This window comes from Bifidobacterium sp., assembly GCF_022647885.1.
Lineage (GTDB): Bacteria > Actinomycetota > Actinomycetes > Actinomycetales > Bifidobacteriaceae > Bombiscardovia.
In genome coordinates this window covers 334,830-353,437 of the sequence record NZ_JALCLM010000001.1, presented here as the reverse complement: position 1 = coordinate 353,437, position 18,608 = coordinate 334,830, and the positions used below count along the sequence as shown (strand labels likewise).

The following is an 18,608-nucleotide window of genomic DNA, read 5'->3' as shown; positions in this document are numbered from 1 at the left end:
CACTTGAACCAACCAATAGGAAAACCGATGCTTCCAGGCCTCGGCCTTATTCCACTAGTCTCCGATCAGATCATGTTCAGATCAGATCATGCTCCGATTAGGTCAAGCATTTGTGGAACGCTCTTCTTACCGAACTCCACCGTCTGCGTACCATCATCGCGATTGATGACGATGCATGGCACACTCATTACCCCATACTGCTCTTTGAGCTCTGGGAAGTGAGAGACATCGTATGCCTCAGCTCGCACCTTGGAATTAGCTGCAGCAATGCGCTGAGAGGACAGTACCGTTTCGGGGCACATCGTGCAGGTTAACGACACCAGAAGCATCACATCGACCGGCTTAGTAAGCTCAGCTATACGAGTTTTGATGTCATCCTCAAGTGGCTGCCCTGGACCGGCTGCATTGTATATACCCAGCACAAATGAATTGAACTCATGTCCACTTGGCACTCCATGGAAAGCCAAACCTGTAGGCACTAACTTGCCGTCGGCATCAGAGGTACAAATCCGCACGCACGGTCTTGCCACAGGAAGTGCATCTGCAGGGTCGAAGCTTGCTTTGCCTTCGCCGTCTACCTCAGCTGAATCATCGCTGACCACACTACTGATTTTGCCACCACTAATTGCCACGACCTCGCCGATAAATCCACGAAGCTCCTTAGACAGCGGCGTACCGTCCAACTCCAACTGCAGCACTGCAGGTTTTACTAAGCGCGAGAACACCATGCTGAGCTGTGCCTTAACATCATCTGAGAACACGGCAGAAGCACCTTGAGCTGCTTTCGCAGAATCTGTAGCCTGTGGCGTCGGAGCAGGAGCTGGTGATGTACCTGCTGGTGTGGAAGTGGTCTCCTTATTGCTCTTGGAACCTGTTGGTCGTACAGGGAGCAGGCCTGTACGATCCGAAAGCTGAGATGCATACCGTTCCAATTCCACTGCTGCAGAAGCACCATCAGCAGTTGCTGTAACAACCTGACGAAGATGCTTTTGGCAGAGATCGCCGGCTGCATAAATACCTTCAACAGAGGTTTGGAGATGGGCGTCGGTTATCACGTACCCGTAGTCATCAAGATCAACGAGACCCTTAACCACTGCTGTCTGTGGCACATAGCCAGCGAAGACAAATACACCGAAGGTATCGCTGGTTGTTGGCTTCCAAAGCTGCGACTCACCGGTATTCACATCGTGAATCGTTGCTTCCGTCAGTCCACCTTGGCCTGCTGAAACCTCATCAAGCTCAGTATGATAATGGATCTCGATATTCGGATCATCCTTAGCTTCCTGAGCTACTCCAGCATCGCATGTGAAGTCCTCTTCACGAACCAACAAAGTCACTTTGCTGGCGTATTTTGTGAGGAACACAGACTCTTCAGCCGCCGCGAAACCACCACCGACGACCAGAACTTCCTTGCCAGTGAAGAATTCACCGTCGCATGTGGCACAGTATGCCACGCCACGACCAGCATATTCGTTCTCTCCTTGGAAGCCCAGCTTGCGGGGGCTTGCGCCGCTGGCAACCAGCACACCGAATGTTCGAATATCTCCGCGGTTGGTATGCACAATTTTGATATCGCCGTCGATATCAATCCCCGTAGCGTCAGCACTTTTGAACTCAGCGCCAAAATCCTTTGCCTGAGCGTGCATCGTATCAGTAAGCGCTTTTCCTGTAGTTTTGGCGATACCAGGATAATTTACTACTTCTGCAGTAATAGTTATTTGTCCACCGAAATCTTCTTTTTCAAGAATTAATGTGCGATAACGAGCACGCGCAAGATATAGTCCAGCAGTCAAACCTGCAGGGCCTCCTCCAATAACCACTACGTCGTAGAGATCTGGATCAGTTGTTTTCGCCGCTGTAGTCGCAGCACTTCCTTGTGTCATCAACGCTCCTTCAACGCTTCAACATGTACTTCTAAGAACCATATGTGATTCTTACTCACGCTTGGAATATCGGTGCATATACCTTGGCCGCGGGAAACTTTATGGGAATCTCGCGGCCAAACGTACACTGCTACCTTCATCTACGCTCTGTAAGAGCTAGCGTGACGTGAGTGGAATCAGAGCTGACCTACAAGGTCGAGACTTGGAGCGATGGTTTCATCGCCAGGTTCCCACTTGGCTGGGCAAACCTGATCACCATGCGCATACACAAACTGTGAAGCCTGAACACGACGCAAAATCTCTTCGGCGTTGCGGCCTACGTTTGAAGAAATCACTTCGTAGGCGACGACTTTGCCTTCAGGGCTGACAATGAAATCGCCACGCTCTGCTGTTCCATCAGCCTCGTTATAGGTATCGAGATCCTTGGCCAAAGTTGCAGTCGGATCAGCGAGCATTGGGTATGCAATCTTGGCAATCTTCTCATTGGCATCATGCCAAGCCTTGTGCACGAAGTGTGTGTCACAGGAAACTGAGTAGACCTCACAACCTGCCTTTTGGAAGTCTGCATACTTCTCGGCGAGATCTTCCAGCTCAGTCGGGCAAACAAAGGTGAAGTCTGCAGGATAGAAGAAGAATACAGACCAGTGGCCGAGCACATCTTCCTTGGTGACCTCATGGAATTCGTTGTTCTGGTAAGACTGCACAGTAAAATCTGTCAGCTCATGCTGCAGCAGCGTCATTGCTATCCCCTTTCGACGGATGATTTTTACTTGTCCCTTGGCAAACGCTCGTTACCGAGCACTCGACGGAACACCTAGTGCAATCAATGCTAGCCCGTTGCATCGGATTGGGACATGGTCTCTCGCCCATAGCGGTGTGAGTTTGCACACATCCGAAGATTTCACGCCTCTATGCGAGTGATAATGCTGGTGGTGCTTTGGGACAACAGATTTTCTCAGAGTAGGATGAGGTGACCGTTAATAGGGGGCAAGCATTATGGAGCAGAACGATAAGACTTCAGCAATAGACCGTCCAGATAGTGATTTGGCGACAAGTACCTGGAGTCGCATGCTGGCAGGCAACAGACGATTCTCTCAAGGTGAAGCAGAGCACCCTTGGCAGGATGCAGAAACCCGTGAACAGCTTATCGATGGTCAACATCCTTTCGCAACAGTTCTTTCTTGTTCTGACTCGCGAGTGCCACCCGAAATTATCTACGACCAAGGCCTAGGTGATTTGTTCACCATTCGAACCGCAGGTGAAATACTTGATGAGGCAGTTGTCGCTTCACTTGAGTTCTCAGTTCAGGCGCTACATGTGAATCTCATTGTCGTAATGGGTCATGAGCACTGTGGTGCAGTTGAATCAGCAGTCCAGGGGCTAAAGCTCGGCAATGCTGAGGATTCAGACTCTATTGTTGTGCGCCAGGTTGGTGCTTCTGTTCTCGCTGCCCGCGATTCCGACTTAGACAGCACAGACGATTATGAACGCGTCCACGTAGCTCGCACTATCGAACGCTTGGTTGATCAATCCTCGGTGCTCCGCAATGCGGTAGCTTCCGAGCAGATTATGATCGTCGGGGCCCGATATCTGCTGAGTACCGGCAAGGTTGAGGTGCTGTCTTTCTGACACAAGCTTGGCAAGCCATTACACGAAACTGTGTGGAATAGCACGTACAGGACTCATTGATGAGTGCTTAACATGCTATTCCACACAGTTTTGAGAAGAGTGAGCAATCCCTCTTCTCGAGTGGCCCATCTTAGGGGGATAGGCTACTTCCGCCCGACTTCTTCGGGTGCTGGTGAAATACGTGATCATAGGGGCAGTTGCATCGCACTTTTGAGCGTATCGCTGCTGTATAGCAAGTCATTAGACGTTTGTGTAGGGATTTTCGTTCAGCCTCTTACTAGAAAGTCAATGAAATGGCGGTTTTCTGCGGCCGGATATACGCGTGCTCAGCAAAAATCACTACACAAACGACTAATAAGGCCATAAATACGGCAACAAGACGCTTGTAGCTCACAAATCAGTAATAATTTGGCATGTCATGTGCGAGTTTGCACACTTTCAGCGCAATGAGCTGCACCTCACGTATGTTAGAGGTATGTCACTATGGCTTAATGTTGTTCTGATCATCGTCTTTTTACTCATTGGTGCGGTGTTCTCTGGCACCGAGCTCGCTCTGGTTTCGCTGCGTAGTTCACAGGTGGAGCGCATGGAGCAGGAGGATGCGCGAGGCGCACGCGTTGGGAAAATTGCTAGGGACCCCAACACCTTTCTCTCTACTGTGCAGATAGGCGTCACGCTTTCCGGCTTTCTTTCGTCATCAGTTGGCGCCTCATCGATTTCCCCATTTTTAATTCCGGTATTCGAAGATTGGGGAGTCCCTGTCAATTTTGCATCACCTTTGGTGATGGTGGTGCTCACTATTGTGATTGCCTACTTCTCCATTGTGATTTCCGAAATGGTACCAAAACGCATTGCTATGCAACGAGGTGAACAGATAGCGCGCGCTGCCGTGCCAGCAATAGATATCTTCTCACGTATTTGCCGCCCACTCATCTGGCTCATCGGTAAAAATACCAACGGTTTGGTTCGTATGCTTGGCTTCGACCCTCAACAAGCAGAAACGCAGGTCAGCGATGACGAGCTACGTGTGCTGGTCTCTTCGAATACACGACTCAGCAAAGACGAACGCACTATTCTCGATGATGTCTTTGATGCTTCGGCCACAATTGTGGCCGAAGTCATGAGACCGCGCGCAGATGTAGTGTTTCTTGATGGCGATATGCCATTAGATCAAGCCGCAGCTTTCGTGCGAAATGAGCCGTATTCCAGATATCCAGTTAGTGGTAAAGACTTCGACGACGTGTTGGGCTTTGTACATGTGCGAGATCTACTCGATATTCGTGATCCAGAGGCCACGACCGTTCGTGACGTTGTACGCGAAGGGATCTCCTTGCCTGGCACATCCAAATTGCTGCCCAGTTTAGAGTTACTGCGCAAGCGTGGCATTCATCTCGCTGTGGTTATTGATGAATACGGTGGCACCGACGGCATTGTGACCCTCGAAGACATGACCGAAGAGCTAGTGGGCGATATACGCGATGAATATGATTTGCCCGACGATCAACTCTCTAAACAAGAGCCTCAGCAAGCATTCGTCAACGGTGCAGTAACCGTCGAGGGTGGCATGACGCTCGAGGATTTCGCTGATCTTACCGGTATTGAACTTGAAGACGGCCCATACGAAACCGTCGCCGGCTACTTCCTTGCTCATACAGGTCGTATGGGAGAAGTCGGTGAGGTACTTCATTCTGATGGTGGATATGACATGACGGTCACTAAAGTCGACGGACGGCGCATTGGTTGTATTGAAGTCAAACGTCGTGAAAACCCACAACAGTTAGAGGGCATCACCGTATCGGCCTGATAACGCTTATAGAACAAGTCGTATTTTGCGATAGGCCATATGACACCTACAGTTGGAGTCAAGGCCCGTTAACAGATGCGTGCATCAGGTCTCGCAGCTCAGGGCAGAACGAATGCAGTCAGCAATGAGGGAGAGCAACATGGCATTGAAATTCACCGTTCCAGGACTGGATGAAGCAGCTTCGGAAAAAATTATTTCCATTCTCCAGAATCGTTTGAGTCAAGAGCAAGAGGCTGCTCTAGTACTCAAGCATGCCCACTGGAATGTCACCGGGCCAAACTTTATCGGCGTTCATGAAATGATTGATCCTGAAGTTGAGGCAGTTCTTGCACAGGCTGATGAGACTGCAGAGCGCATTTCCACACTCGGTGGGTCACCAGACGGACGCCCAGATGCAATTCTTCGCAACCGTTCATGGAAGGGTATCGACCTGACCGGTCGTCAATCCACCGAAAGCTTCCTGAAGGCTCTCGTCGAGTATTATGATTCCTTCATTGCGGATGATCGCAAGGCGATTGCCGAACTGGATGAATTGGACGTCATCAGCTCAAACATCGTTCAGGATCATGTACAGGAGCTAGAGAAGTTCCAGTGGTTCATGCGTTCACATCTCGTATGAGATTGAGCTACTGAGCGTTATATAGTTTGGGGTTCGGCATACCAGATGTATGCCGAACCCCAAACTATATGCAATTGCGTGTATGCAATCACCAATGCCGTTTCCTGCTTCGTAAAACTGTGCTAGCGGGTCAAGACACCGTGCCTACATCAGTTGTTGTAAGCTACCCACTACACAGTCTTAACGGTTACGTGCAAAGAAGCACTCAGGAAAGATGCACGCGAATAGCTTCGCTTAGGTCATGACTGTTAGGACCTACCATCACATCAAAGTCGCCTGAATCGCTTTCCAAACGCTCATCGAGATGCACATAGCGTACATCCTCTTCTGAGAGTGTGAAGGTGACCGTTTTCGTTTCTTGCGCAGCAAGTTCAACGCGCTGGAAGCCCTTCAGTTGTTTGAGTGGCCTTGACACCTCTCCAACCAGATCACGCACATAGAGCTGCACAATTTCGGTGCCAGCAACATCCGAAATATTAGTGATATCAACACTAATTTCAAGTGCTTGCTCAGCATCGAATGTATCCGCGGAAACATTAGGCTGACCATATTCGAAGTCGCTGTAGCTCATCCCAAAGCCAAAGGGGTAGGCTGCGTAATTCGACACGTCTAGATAACGCGACACATACTTGCCCTGTGGGTCGTTCTCATAAGGGCGTCCTGTGTTATCGACGTTGTAATACACTGGCACTTGTCCAACATTCACAGGGAAGGACATCGTTAACTTTGCAGAGGGGTTGACTTCTCCAAGCAGAATTGAAGCCAATGCCTTGCCACCCTCAGTACCTGGGAACCAAGCCTCAACGATGACCTTTGCACCTTCGATAGCTTGCAAGTCCAATGGTCGGCCGTTAAACAATGTCACAACAATATGAGGATTGACCTTGGCTATCTCGTTGAATAATGCGATTTGTGCTTCTGGAAGTCGTATATCAGACCTGCTGGATGCCTCACCACTCATATATGAGGGTTCACCAAGGGCAAGTACTACAACATCAGCATCCTTCGCCAAGCTCACAGCCTCAGCAACAGCTTGTTGAGAAGGATCGAGATAGTCGAATTCCTCTTGGCCGACGGCAATACTCACTCCTTTGTCCTGTAAGGCTTGAGCAAGAGGCGTAACATCCGACAGCTCGCCCTTGAACGACCACGCACCGAGAATATCCTGGGATGTTGCGCCAGGCCCAAGCACTGCGATGTTCTGAGAGGTTTTCAGCGGCAATGTTGAATCATCATTCTTCAGCAGCACTATGGATTCTTCTGCAGCCGTGCGCGCAGCATCGCGATGAGATTGACTTAATACCACATCACGTTCAGCCTGTACATCAGCTGCTCGCATAGGATTCTCGAACAATCCCAGATCATTCTTCAGCTGAAGAATTCTCATCACAGCTTCGTCCAATACCTGCATCGGAACCTCACCTGATTCGATGAGTTCCTTGAGATTGCGCAGATAACAAATCGTCATCATCTCAATATCCACGCCTGCTTTAATCGCAAGCTTTGCGGCATCACGCTCATCAGCAGCAACACCGTGCGCAATCATCTCCTTGACAGCTCCGAAATCAGATATAACGACTCCGTCGAAGCCCCATTCTCTGCGCAGAATATCGCGGAACAAATGACGATTCCCTGTCGCTGGCACGCCATCCACTGTGTTGAAGGATGTCATTACCAGTTTTGCGCCTGCGTCAATCGCTTCCTTGTACCCAGGCAGATACATATCTCGCAGCTGGCGTTCGGACATATCGACTGTGTTGTAATCGCGTCCTGCAATAGCAGCACCGTATGCCGCAAAATGCTTCACACATGCGCCAATATGTTCGGTTTCGTGACGCAAATCGTCACCCTGATAGCCATGGACCATCGCTGCAGCAAGTTTTCCGTTGAGATATGGATCTTCACCTGTTGCTTCCATAACGCGACCCCATCGCGGATCACGTACTAAGTCAACCATTGGAGAAAATGTGACGAACAGACCAGAAACAGCGGCCTCATGACCCGAAACCTGAGCCATCGTTTCAGCAGCCTTCTCATCCCACGACGAGGCCAGACCTAAGGGAATGGGGAAAATCGTGCGATAGCCATGAATGATGTCACCCATAAATAGCGTAGGGATATGTAGACGATTTCGTTTCATGTATGCAGTTTGAATCTTCAGGCATTCCTCAGCGCCGCTGACGCCCAATACAGTTCCTGCATTCGCTAAGTCATCGTCGCTCAGACCAAGCTGAGTCATTGGCCCAGTTCGTTCTTCGGCCTTATCTGAGTAAAAGTCGCCTGTAAGTTGAAGCAACTGCCCAACCTTTTCATCGACCGTCATCTGATCGAGCAGGTCTACCAACTGTGTTTGTTCCATGATTTCTCCCTATTGTGCGCAACCCCGCCCGAGAACGTTCTGAGGCAAGGTCACACTGCACTTTCAGATGCTTACTTCAGATCTTCGCTCGGTGAACACCAACACTAATATCAATCACATCAGCGCCTTCTAAGGTTTGAGCACTGACCACTAGCCCTCCTCGACGGTACGGGAGATCATAAGGATTGCCGCTCAACTGTTTACCTTCAACTGACACCACAACCGGTGCATCATCATCGCTGAGGTGATAGCGCAAGGTTCGCTTGGTGCCAAATAGATTAAGCTGTACACTCACACCGTCGTCTTCCAACTTCATAATTGGGTCAATTGACACACTATCGGTATGCAATTGCAAGCCAAATACGTGCTGAACCATCTGACGCAGATAAATTCCCGGGCCTGATGAGTACACACGCCAACCGCCCCGCACGCCGACCGGATCAGTTGCACCAGCCTTCAAACGATTCCACTGCTCCGCAGCTGTGTAACGGTCAGGGAAATCGGCATCTGACGATGCAAAATAGCAGTTCCGCTGTCGTATTTCGCTGGTACTCATCCGCTTAAATTGATTTACAGGACTGATACGCAGCAGCTCTTCAGCCACCGTATCTCTACCAAGCTGAGAAAGTGCTTCAGTGTAGCGAATATGCGCATGCGTATACATCAGACCTATTTCTCGCCCGATATTTGCTGCCTGCTCACCACGTTTGAAGTAGGTGGTAATGCCATCTTGATAGTGGGCCGGCTGATTCATCAGACGCACACCATCAGGGTAATGTAGATGTTCCTCAATCAGCTCTTCGTGGCTGTGTGCACCTTGTGGCGACAGTAAGCCAGCGATAATTGACCGAGTCATCGGAATTAGGCGATAGTTAAGTCCTGTACGCGTATCTTCGGGGTGAATTACTGGCATTGGACCGTCTGCTGTGAATACTACATAGCCCGCAAGCACATCGTCATAAATAAAGTTGCTAGCGAACTGCTGCTTAATGCCTTGAGCCTCAGCGTTGAATTCTTCAGCCAAATCAGCATAGCCAAGCTCACCGAGTAAACGATGCAATGCCGTGGTTGCTTGGAATAGCAAAGCAATAGTCCAGGTTGAAGCCATTTCTTTCTTCATTGACTGCTGTGCTGGTTGCAATGTATCGTCCCAATCACCCTCGCCGTAGCAGAAGAGTTCTGTCCCCGGCACACGATGAGTGCGAATATATTCAAGTGTTTGTTCAAGGTGATCAGCAACGGTGGGTGTGGCACCAGTGTGATTGGCATCATCCCAATAATCTACTGCTTCACTAAGTAGAGCTCGGTCACCACCTGCCTCAAGGTATTCATACACCGCCATAAGAGGCCAAACAGGAATGTCTCCATGAGAATCGTGCTGGAACATTTCTGCATATTCGTCGAACATGAACCACTGCGGCAAGGAGCCATCAGGATTCTGATGTCCGAAGACCTTGAGAATGATGTCATGCGCAATGTCGAAGTGACCAAAAGCTAAAGCCATTTCGAAGGGCCCTTGGCAGACGTCACGCGTGCCCCATGCAGCTCCCGAATACTGTTCAAGACCGTGCGGAGAAAGGAAGTGGACTAGTGCGTTCTGAACAAACCACGGAGCTCCCTCATTCCACTCGTTCAGCCTTCCACCATCATGAATGCTGAAATCGTCCATAAAGCCATTGATATATTCGAACTGTGCACTTAACTCATCAAGCAGCGATGTGTCATCCTGCAACACGGTGTTGGCGCATTCGACAGCTTCAGCGGATGAATCCATACTCGCTGCTACCACCAGTTTGAATTGGCTCGCCTGTTGCTTACTAAAGGTCAACACTGCTGAACCTTCAGATTGTGCAGAGTCCAAACCAAATAAGGGACCGTCACCACTGATTTGTGCATCTTGAGCTGCAAACACATAGCTCAGTTTCGGGCAATGACCTTCAATTGAGGTTCCAGCGGCAGGTGTTAGCTGGATTGCATCGATGTGTTCAGCATTATTGATACTCCGAGTAGTCCAATTCTCAGGGAATTCCACATCTGCGCTCACCATGATATCCAGTGGTTCACTCGACTCGAACTGCAACTTCAGAGCATCACGCTGAGCGCATGCTGTTGTGCTAACGGTTATAGTCTGCTCACCGAAGCGGTACACCCATCGTGATCCGCCTAATTCCATGATGAAGGCTGAGGGAACGCCCAGCATCTGCCACTGATCATTCTTGCGCACTAAGATGCGCATACCCTCAGAACGTAAGAGGTTCAAACTCGTGCGTTGCACAGAGATCAGACGATTCATGTTGGTGTTGCCAAACACGATATGAGAAGCGAAAACCCCTGGGGCATACGACGTTGAAGCGAGAACAGGACGGTCTGGTGTTTGAACACTACCCGCCAGCAAAATCTGCCCGTGTGAACGGCTGACTAGCAGCTCTTTCGCCTTGGAAACCACATGAGTAGCTCTGTCAGCGAAGTATGACAATACATGTCCACGTTCATCTGATTCCTGATCCGTGATTTCGCCGTTACCGAGAGCAAGAAAATCTTCGTCAGTGAGATCATCACCATCGAGTACAGGAGCAATGGCAAGCAGAGAAGGACCGTGTCCATCCTCCGTCCTGGCCTCCCCAGCAGGGGTCAGCTTGATATCTTGCACGTCAGCAATAGAATCCGTGAGGAAGACGTCAAGTCGTGCGAGTGCTCGTTGCGTATATTCTTTACATGCTTCTGGCATCTCACCGCGGAAGTCAGGATCGAAGGCAAAAACTTGCGTCCATTCCAACGACTGCTGCTGGTCCTGTTGCTCATCCTTACGAGGCTGAGAGAGCAAGGCAATCATGCCGAATTCGTATTGATTAGTAAAGCCGTCATTCCACGTTGGATCATCCAACACCTGTGGATGAGCGCCTAAACGAGCCTGCTTACCGAAGAAATCAAATCCGTCAGTGAGATGTGCACGAGCACCTTCTCTGATGGCGCTCACTAGCAATGGCATCTGGGGAGCGCAAGACATGGTTTGGCGAGCTGCCACAACACGTCCAAGTTCAGGAAGCTCAGCCGTTCTGTAAGCAATGTACTGAGAAATATACGGTTCACTGGTAAGCGCTTGGGCTTTGGGAGCTAGAGCTAGATCTTGCTCGGTGACAATATCCCACTCAGTGCCAGTAGACGATGACACAGATTCATTGTCAGGGGTAACGCTAACGTTCCAAGCCCACAGTGCAGACTGCGGATCGATAGACAGGGTAACCACCCATGAAGCGCCTAAATCGGAGCCCTTCCAGACAGCTGCACCCTGTGCTAATCCCCAAGCTGAGTGTGATCTGACACCAATCAGCGGAGCACTAACAATCCCTTCCTGATCATGACGACGCAACCACAAACCGGCGATGCCTGCGTCATGCATACTTGGAGAGTACTGTGAAATTTGAAGTTCACCTGAGCTGATGCTAGTAATGTCGCCGAATTCGGTGAACGCAATACGCACATCTCCGTTCGTGATGGTCAGATCAGATTCCTGCTTCTGCTTCCAATTCGCCCATGTTGGGGTTTGGTTATCAGGAATATTGGAATCCTGAGGGTCAACAGTCATGGTCATATCCTTCGTTATCAGTAATGATGGCGGTCGTCGTATCCCCGACCGCCGAATGTGCGGTGTATTGCCCTTGCCAGACAGCTTCAAACTGTGCTAAAGATGCTGATTCACTTATGGCCGATACCCAAGAGAGTCGCCACATTGATTGGTGTCGAGCAATATCACTTAGCATTTGGCTACGCAGCCACCTACAAGGGCTATTGCTCGTTATCAATCGCTCAGTGCTGTGACCAGAATTCGTCAAGCAGTGCCGCCGTCGGAACGGGGTTTTCACCGTTCGGGCAATGTGCCGCATCAGGGATGATTTCATATCTTGCGCCAATGAGCTTTGCCATGCGATGTTGCCATTCCTGTGGCCAAGCCCAGTTGTCATCTTCTCCATGGAACACCAGTACGGGGAGTTTGGTATCTTTCACCTCGAACGTTGTGTCATGCACGTTAGCGAGCTGGTCTATTGCGCCAAGGAGCTGTTCGGTACTTGTTCGCTCCGAACGCTCCCGTAGAAAGCGCTGTAGCACATCAAGTTTGCTATCCGGCCAATCAGCTTTGTCTGGATTATCCAAGCGCCAGAGATCTACGCCTTTACTGTCCAGAAGCCGTTCGCGCAGGTCAGCCTTTCTGCCTGGCCAACCATGAGGGCCTGAACTCATCAACGTCAGACTCCGGAATGGCTTCGGATTCTTTATTACGCTTGCTTGTGCAACAAGTCCGCCGAAACTGTGCCCCAACAAGTGAATACCATCACAACCTGAAGCCTCAGTAATGATGCCTGCGATTTCTAAAGCATCAGTAGCGGTTTGATCTCTTCCGTAAGCTTGGACTCCCTGCGGAGCCACAGAATCACCTTGACCACGCTGAGAGTATGCCCAAACATCCCAACCAAGCCCTGGTAGAAGAGCAAAGATATCATAAAAATCTTCTTTGCTTCCCGTAAAGCCCGGTATGAACAAAGCTGTGCCTTTGGCTGGAGTCCCTTCTGCAACAGGGGCATGAATAGCCGTTATCGGACCAACTGTGGCGTCAATAACTAGTGCTTGCACATTATCTGGTATTGGAAGGCAGCCAAAAGCTTGTCCTTCGTGAATTTTCGAGTGTTGAGAAGACATGATTTCCTACTTGGTCGTTCCCTCGACAATACGATTCTTATGCTCAGTACCAAGATTAGGAATCGCGTTGAGTAGTTTGATGGTGTATTCGTCCTTTGGATGCTGCAACACATATGCAGTATCGCCACGCTCAACTACCTGCCCTTTGTTGAGGACCATGATCTTGTCAGTAATCAAACGTGCACTCAGCAAGTCGTGCGTGATGTACAGCATGCTGACGTTCAAACGCACTCGAAGATCATCCAGCAAAGCCAGAATTCCGGAACGCAGAGTCATGTCGAGCATGGACACAGGTTCATCAGCCACAAGCACCTTGGGATCGCTAGCAAGCGCACGCGCAATAACCACTCGCTGACGCTGTCCACCAGAAAGCTGATGCGGCAACTTCGAGGTATAGAGCTCAGTAGGTACCAAACCTACTGTTTCGAGGAGCTCAAGCATTCTATTTCTCGCTGCTTTGCCACGAAGCTCTGTGTAGTTGAGAATTGGACGCATCAGGGTGTATTCGACGGTGTGCAGAGGATTTAAGGCCGCATATGGGTCTTGGAATACCATCTGGATATCCGAATGCAACTTGCGAAGATCCCGCTTACTTTTGATTTTATCGATTCGCGTTGAACCGAAGGTAATCTCACCAGTAGTAGGGCGCTCCACGCCGGTAATAGCCCTAGCAATGGTCGATTTGCCTGAACCAGATGCACCGACCAACGCCATTGCCTCACCCGGCTTAAGCGTGAAGGATACATCAGTAAAAGCCTTAACAGGCTTTTCACCGCGGCGTCGACCCTGATACACCTTGCTGGCATTAGAAACCGTAATAGTCAGGTCATTCTTCTGCTGCTCAGTAAGCTGCCCTTCGAATTGCTGCTCTCCACGCTTCTTAAGCCCTGGAACAGAGACTTCAACAGCTCTCGGGTCATCATAATGACTCAACAGCATCTTGGTGTAGTCGGCCTTAGGGTGTTTGAGGATCTCCTCACTGGTCGCATCTTCAACAATGATGCCATCGTGCATTACCATGACGCGCGACGTTGATTCCAACACGATACCAAGGTCATGGCTGATAAGGATTGCTGTGAATCCTTCGCTTTTCTGCAGTGAACGGATAGTTTCCATTACTTCGTGCTGCACTAATACATCTAATGCGGTGGTTGGCTCGTCAAAAACCATAAGTCTTGGCTCAAGAGATAAAGCCAAAGCAATTGACACACGCTGACGCATACCTCCGGAGAGTTCTCCTGGGAATCTATTCAGTGTCTCCTGTGGCAGGCCAACTTTCTGTATTAACTCCTGCGCTCGTGAAGTCCACCGACTCTTTTCCACGTGGTTATGTGCCTGGAAAATATCGTTGAAGTGCTTCTGTATAGTTCGCACCGGATTTAATGCGTTCATGCCAGACTGCAGCACCATCGCGAAACCACCGTGACGTTGTGCTCGCAGTTGTTCAGCACTCATCTCGGTGATATCCACACCATCAAAGAGCACTTTACCTTCACTGATGCGTGCCGGTGGCTTTGAAAGCCTAGTAAGAGCGAAGCCTAGAGTCGACTTTCCTGATCCTGATTCACCGACCAGTCCAACGAACTCTCCTTGTTCCAACTCAAATGAGGCATCCTTCACCGCTTTGAATGGCTCGCTGTCGGGCACATCATAATCGATAGACAGATGCTCAACATTCAGTAAGCTCATCATCAGTTCCCTTCACGAAGACGAGGATTGCTCAAGCGATCCACACCAAAATTAATGAATGCCATAGAGGCAGCAAGTAATGCAATCATCAGACCTGGAGCGAACAGCAGCACCCATTGCCCTGTAAGCAAGGCATTGTTATTTTGTGCCCAGTAGAGCATCGTGCCCCAGCTGACTGTGGTTGAATCACCAAGACCAAGGAATTCCAGACCTGCTTCTGCTAATGCTGAAGCAGTTGCTGATCCAAAGAATCCTGAAATGATCAGTGAGAGCATATTTGGAAATATCTCATGCAGTATCACTCGCATCGAACCTTCGCCACTGAACGTGGCAGCGGTAACGAAATCGCGCGAACGTAGTGACTGCGTCTGCGACCTCAGCACACGCGCTCCCCAAGCCCAACCAGTCAAGACCATAACCATGATGATGACTAGCAGACCGCCGTTCTGCAGATACGCTGCGATAACAATCATCAATGGCAGTGACGGAATAACCAGGAACATGTTGACGATAAATCCGATGAATTCGCCTGCGAATGAACGAATATATCCCCAGCACAGACCTACCAGCACCGCGATAACCGTTGAGAGAAAACCTGCCACCAGTGCAACGAACACTGAGATTCTCGCACCATACATCAGCTGTGACAACACGTCCTCACCAGTTGCTGTGGTACCGAGCCAGTGTTGAGCGTTAGGTTGTATACCTCGATCAAAAATGCTTGCTCGTGGATCGTACGGTGTAAGCATCGGGCCAAAGATTGCCAGAAGCACAAAGAAACAGAACACGATGATACCGAATCGTGCTTTCGGTACTTCCCATATGGTGAGGAAGCTGCGCTTAATTACTGTGAAAGGACTAGTATCCACATCGTCATTTTTTGCGTGAGAATGTTGTTTATTATGTTGTGCCATCATCGTGTCCTTGGATCAAGAATGCCGTAGAGAATGTCCACAATGAAGTTCGCCACGAGCACGCTAGCGGTGACCATGAGGAACAGTGACTGCATTAATGGATAATCCTGATTAGTAACTGCGCGATAGAGCAGCATGCCGATGCCTGGGTAGTTAAATACCGTTTCAACCAGCAACGAGCCACCAACAACGCCTCCGAGAACCAGACCGAAGGATGTGATATTCGGGAGGATAGCATTACGTGCAGCGTATTTGAGCATTACTGTGCGGTTACGTAGACCGTTCGCTTCTGCAAAGGTCACATAGTCTTCTCCTAATGTTCCAACCATGGTCATACGCATGCCGGAAATGTATCCGCCCATAGACGTTATGAGAATGGTGCACGCCGGCATAATGGCGTGATAAATGGCATCGGAGATGAAAGACCAATTGAATCCTGGAACCACTTCAGCTGAATATGCACCGGATGTTGGGAACCAGCCCAGCTGATAGCCGAGGAAGTACAGGAACAATAGTGAAATCCAGAAGTAAGGCAAAGCGGAGAGGAACTGGCTGCCGACAACAGCAACGGTATCTAAAGCTGAACCGCGCTTCCATGCTGCAGCTGCTCCGATAAAGGTTCCCAAGATGAAGGCCAGTATAGTAACCAAGCCGACCAAGGTCAGCGTATAAGGCAAAGCTGTACCAATCAGACTAGATACCGTCTGAGGGAAGTAACTGTATGAAACACCGAAATCAAAATGAATAACGTTGTTGAGATATTGCACGTACTGAGACCACACTGATCCCGATGGGACACCGAGCTGCGCTTCGATTGCAGTTCGCATTTCCGCGGTCACAGGGCCGTTCTGAGCGAGCTTGGCGATTGCGGCATCCGCCGGTGAACCCGGCATCAAACGAGGCAACATGAAGTTGACCGTTATTGCCGCCCACAGCGTCAACAGGAACAAGCCGATTTTTCCTAGGAAGTATCGCACGAAAACGACCTTTCACACTAATACGAATGGGGAGAGCAGGGAAAGAGGGCAGCTGTTATGCCGCCCTCCTTCCCGAGAAACTCGAGATACAGGCGATCACGCCTTCTTGAGATGGGTAAGGATCAACAATGAGCACTGCGCGTATGGAACAGGGAGGGAGTATGGATCGTCCTCACTTGGCCATCCGGTGAACTTGTCACTGTTGAACAGACCCCAGCTGCCGCCGTAGAACATTGCAAGAACAGGAACCTCGTTATACACAACCTTTTGCAGTTGGTTGATGATTTCCTTTTGATCGCTGGTGTTGGTTGTTGCCCTAAACTTCGTCAACAGAGTATCAACGTCGGCGTTCTTGTAGCGCTGGAAGTTGCTGGTGGTCGCCGTTCCTACTGGGAGCGCGTATTCGCTGTTCAGCAGGGTGTTATAAGCCTGGTACACGCTGCCATTGCCACCGAAGCCACCAACAGCTAAGTCGAAGTCACCGTTGTTGAGAGCTTGGTTGTATGCAGCAGGCTGAGGCTGGGTCAACTTCACGCTGATACCGATTGCGCTAAGTTGCTTTTGCACGGTTTGTACGCCGCGGAGCCAATCTGAATATCCGTTGGCGGTGGTGATAGTGAGCTCGACCTGCTTACCTGAAGAGTCGACCAGCTTTCCATCTTGTTGGGTATACCCAGCCTTCTTGAAGTACTCCAAAGCAGTTTTGGTGCTTTGGGTGATCTTGCCCTTGTTAGGAATGTCAGAGCTAACCCAATCATTCTGACCAGGAAGAATCAAACCGTTCTGGCCGGCAGAATCCATATAGCCTTCCTCAGCATTCTTAGCAATCGCATCGCGATCAAGAGCGTAGTTGAGGCCTTGGCGGAAGTTGACATCGTTAAATGGTGCCTTGGTGAGGTTTGGATACAGGGAGATCACGCCAGCTGCAGGGAACCAGTAAGCATTCTTGCTGTTCTTGGAGAGCCAGGTCTTCTTGACATCAGTCATGTAAGCGTAAGCCCAGTCATAACCTTTGCTCACGATATCCATCTGAGTGTTGGATGCTGGCAGCACTAGGGTGGCGGCTGCAACCTTATTGGCCTGCCAATAAGTGGTGCTCTTCGTCATCGTGTACTGGTTTGGATTGAACGTGCCAACCTTGTATGGGCCGGTACCGACTGGATCAGTGTTCGTCCACTTAACAGGATCTTTTACATCCTTCCAGATGTGCTCTGGAACGATGAGCTGCTGGCTGACGATGCTCACTGCAGGTACGTCATCCGTCTTGAACTTAATAGTAATAACATCACCGCTGGCACTGATATCTGACATACGCTGCCAAACACCCAAACTGTCGAGTGCTGCATACTTCTTCATCAAATTGAAGCTAAAGAGCACATCATCAGTGGTGAGAGCCTTGCCGTCCTGCCATTTCACACCGTCACGCAGCGTGTACTGCACTGTTTTGGAATCCACGACTTTGTAACTCTTGGCCAGGAATGGTGACATTTTGCCATCAACAGGGTTCATCACCATGAGTGGCTCATATATGTAGTTGGTTCCAACGCGCTTGTTGGTTGCGAATGGGTTGAAGTTCTTTACGAAGGTCGGAGTTCCGCTATCTCCCCCCAGGAGTAGCTCGGAACTCGAAGCTGATCCACTTGAGCTGTTTGCGGAGCTGTTCCCGCAGGCAGCCACGCCGAACAATGTCGCGGCAGCCACAAGCGCAGCGGAGATCCGCATTGCGATTCTCTTCTTCATCATTGTTGTTCTTTCTGTCCTCGTTGACAAGGATGTATATGCTGGTCCTTCCACATATACCGTCTAGTACTTGTCCCCGCGTACGATGCGTGAACAATCTACCTTGACTTGAAACAACTGTATGCGCTTACATTCAGTTCTGCAAGTTCTGCTTTTTACATTTTCTTACATGCCCAAAACCATTGTTATTTCAACGTTTATGTAGCCTAATTATCTCGACACGCCGAATGATAGCGCTCTCAGTAATTGTATTTTCGCGCTACAGTTAAGGGCATTCGTGAAAGAAATGTATGAAAACA

General features: G+C 49.8%; 12 protein-coding genes. 3 read left to right on the top strand and 9 right to left on the bottom strand.

Annotation, left to right across the window (positions count from 1 at the left end; all coding sequences use genetic code 11):
• Positions 1–86: 86 nt before the first annotated feature.
• Together LKI20_RS01450 and ahpC are read right to left on the bottom strand one after the other, a co-directional pair.
• Positions 87–1,883 (bottom strand): FAD-dependent oxidoreductase, encoded by a 1,797-nt coding sequence (locus LKI20_RS01450; RefSeq protein ID WP_291768872.1) that lies wholly within the window; start codon positions 1,881–1,883, stop codon positions 87–89.
• A gap of 176 nt (positions 1,884–2,059) precedes the next feature.
• Positions 2,060–2,623, bottom strand: coding sequence for an alkyl hydroperoxide reductase subunit C (ahpC, locus tag LKI20_RS01445; protein WP_034250738.1), 564 nt, complete (start codon positions 2,621–2,623; stop codon positions 2,060–2,062).
• A gap of 328 nt (positions 2,624–2,951) precedes the next feature.
• Here ahpC and LKI20_RS01440 point away from each other — a divergent pair, with 328 nt between their 5' ends.
• From LKI20_RS01440 to LKI20_RS01430, 3 genes are all read left to right on the top strand, one after another.
• Positions 2,952–3,512, top strand: coding sequence for a carbonic anhydrase (locus LKI20_RS01440; RefSeq protein ID WP_291773294.1), 561 nt, complete (start codon positions 2,952–2,954; stop codon positions 3,510–3,512).
• Between the two features lie 475 nt (positions 3,513–3,987).
• Positions 3,988–5,316, top strand: coding sequence for a hemolysin family protein (locus LKI20_RS01435; RefSeq protein WP_291768867.1), 1,329 nt, complete (start codon positions 3,988–3,990; stop codon positions 5,314–5,316).
• A 139-nt stretch (positions 5,317–5,455) separates the two neighbouring features.
• The gene (locus LKI20_RS01430; RefSeq protein ID WP_291768865.1) at positions 5,456–5,935 is read left to right on the top strand and encodes a Dps family protein; all 480 of its coding nucleotides are present in this window, start codon (positions 5,456–5,458) and stop codon (positions 5,933–5,935) included.
• Between the two features lie 205 nt (positions 5,936–6,140).
• Here the strand turns inward: LKI20_RS01430 and bglX are convergent, their stop codons facing one another.
• The 7 genes from bglX to LKI20_RS01395 form a co-directional block, all read right to left on the bottom strand.
• Positions 6,141–8,294: a beta-glucosidase BglX gene (gene bglX, locus LKI20_RS01425; RefSeq protein WP_291768863.1), complete on the bottom strand. Its 2,154-nt coding sequence runs from the start codon at positions 8,292–8,294 to the stop codon at positions 6,141–6,143.
• A gap of 76 nt (positions 8,295–8,370) precedes the next feature.
• On the bottom strand, positions 8,371–11,880 hold the full coding sequence (locus tag LKI20_RS01420) for a GH36-type glycosyl hydrolase domain-containing protein (RefSeq protein WP_291768859.1): 3,510 nt from the start codon (positions 11,878–11,880) through the stop codon (positions 8,371–8,373).
• 221 nt (positions 11,881–12,101) lie between these two features.
• Entirely contained in the window at positions 12,102–12,989 is an 888-nt protein-coding gene (locus tag LKI20_RS01415) for an alpha/beta fold hydrolase (protein ID WP_291768856.1), read from the bottom strand.
• A 6-nt stretch (positions 12,990–12,995) separates the two neighbouring features.
• On the bottom strand, positions 12,996–14,681 hold the full coding sequence (locus LKI20_RS01410) for an ABC transporter ATP-binding protein (RefSeq protein ID WP_291768853.1): 1,686 nt from the start codon (positions 14,679–14,681) through the stop codon (positions 12,996–12,998).
• On the bottom strand, positions 14,681–15,595 hold the full coding sequence (locus LKI20_RS01405; protein WP_291768850.1) for an ABC transporter permease: 915 nt from the start codon (positions 15,593–15,595) through the stop codon (positions 14,681–14,683). Before LKI20_RS01405 ends, LKI20_RS01410 begins: the two co-directional genes overlap by 1 nt.
• Entirely contained in the window at positions 15,592–16,569 is a 978-nt protein-coding gene (locus LKI20_RS01400) for an ABC transporter permease (protein ID WP_291768845.1), read from the bottom strand. The genes LKI20_RS01405 and LKI20_RS01400 overlap by 4 nt, the downstream gene beginning before the upstream one ends.
• 96 nt (positions 16,570–16,665) lie before the next feature.
• Entirely contained in the window at positions 16,666–18,312 is a 1,647-nt protein-coding gene (locus LKI20_RS01395; RefSeq protein ID WP_291768842.1) for an ABC transporter substrate-binding protein, read from the bottom strand.
• Between the last annotated feature and the right edge of the window lie 296 nt (positions 18,313–18,608).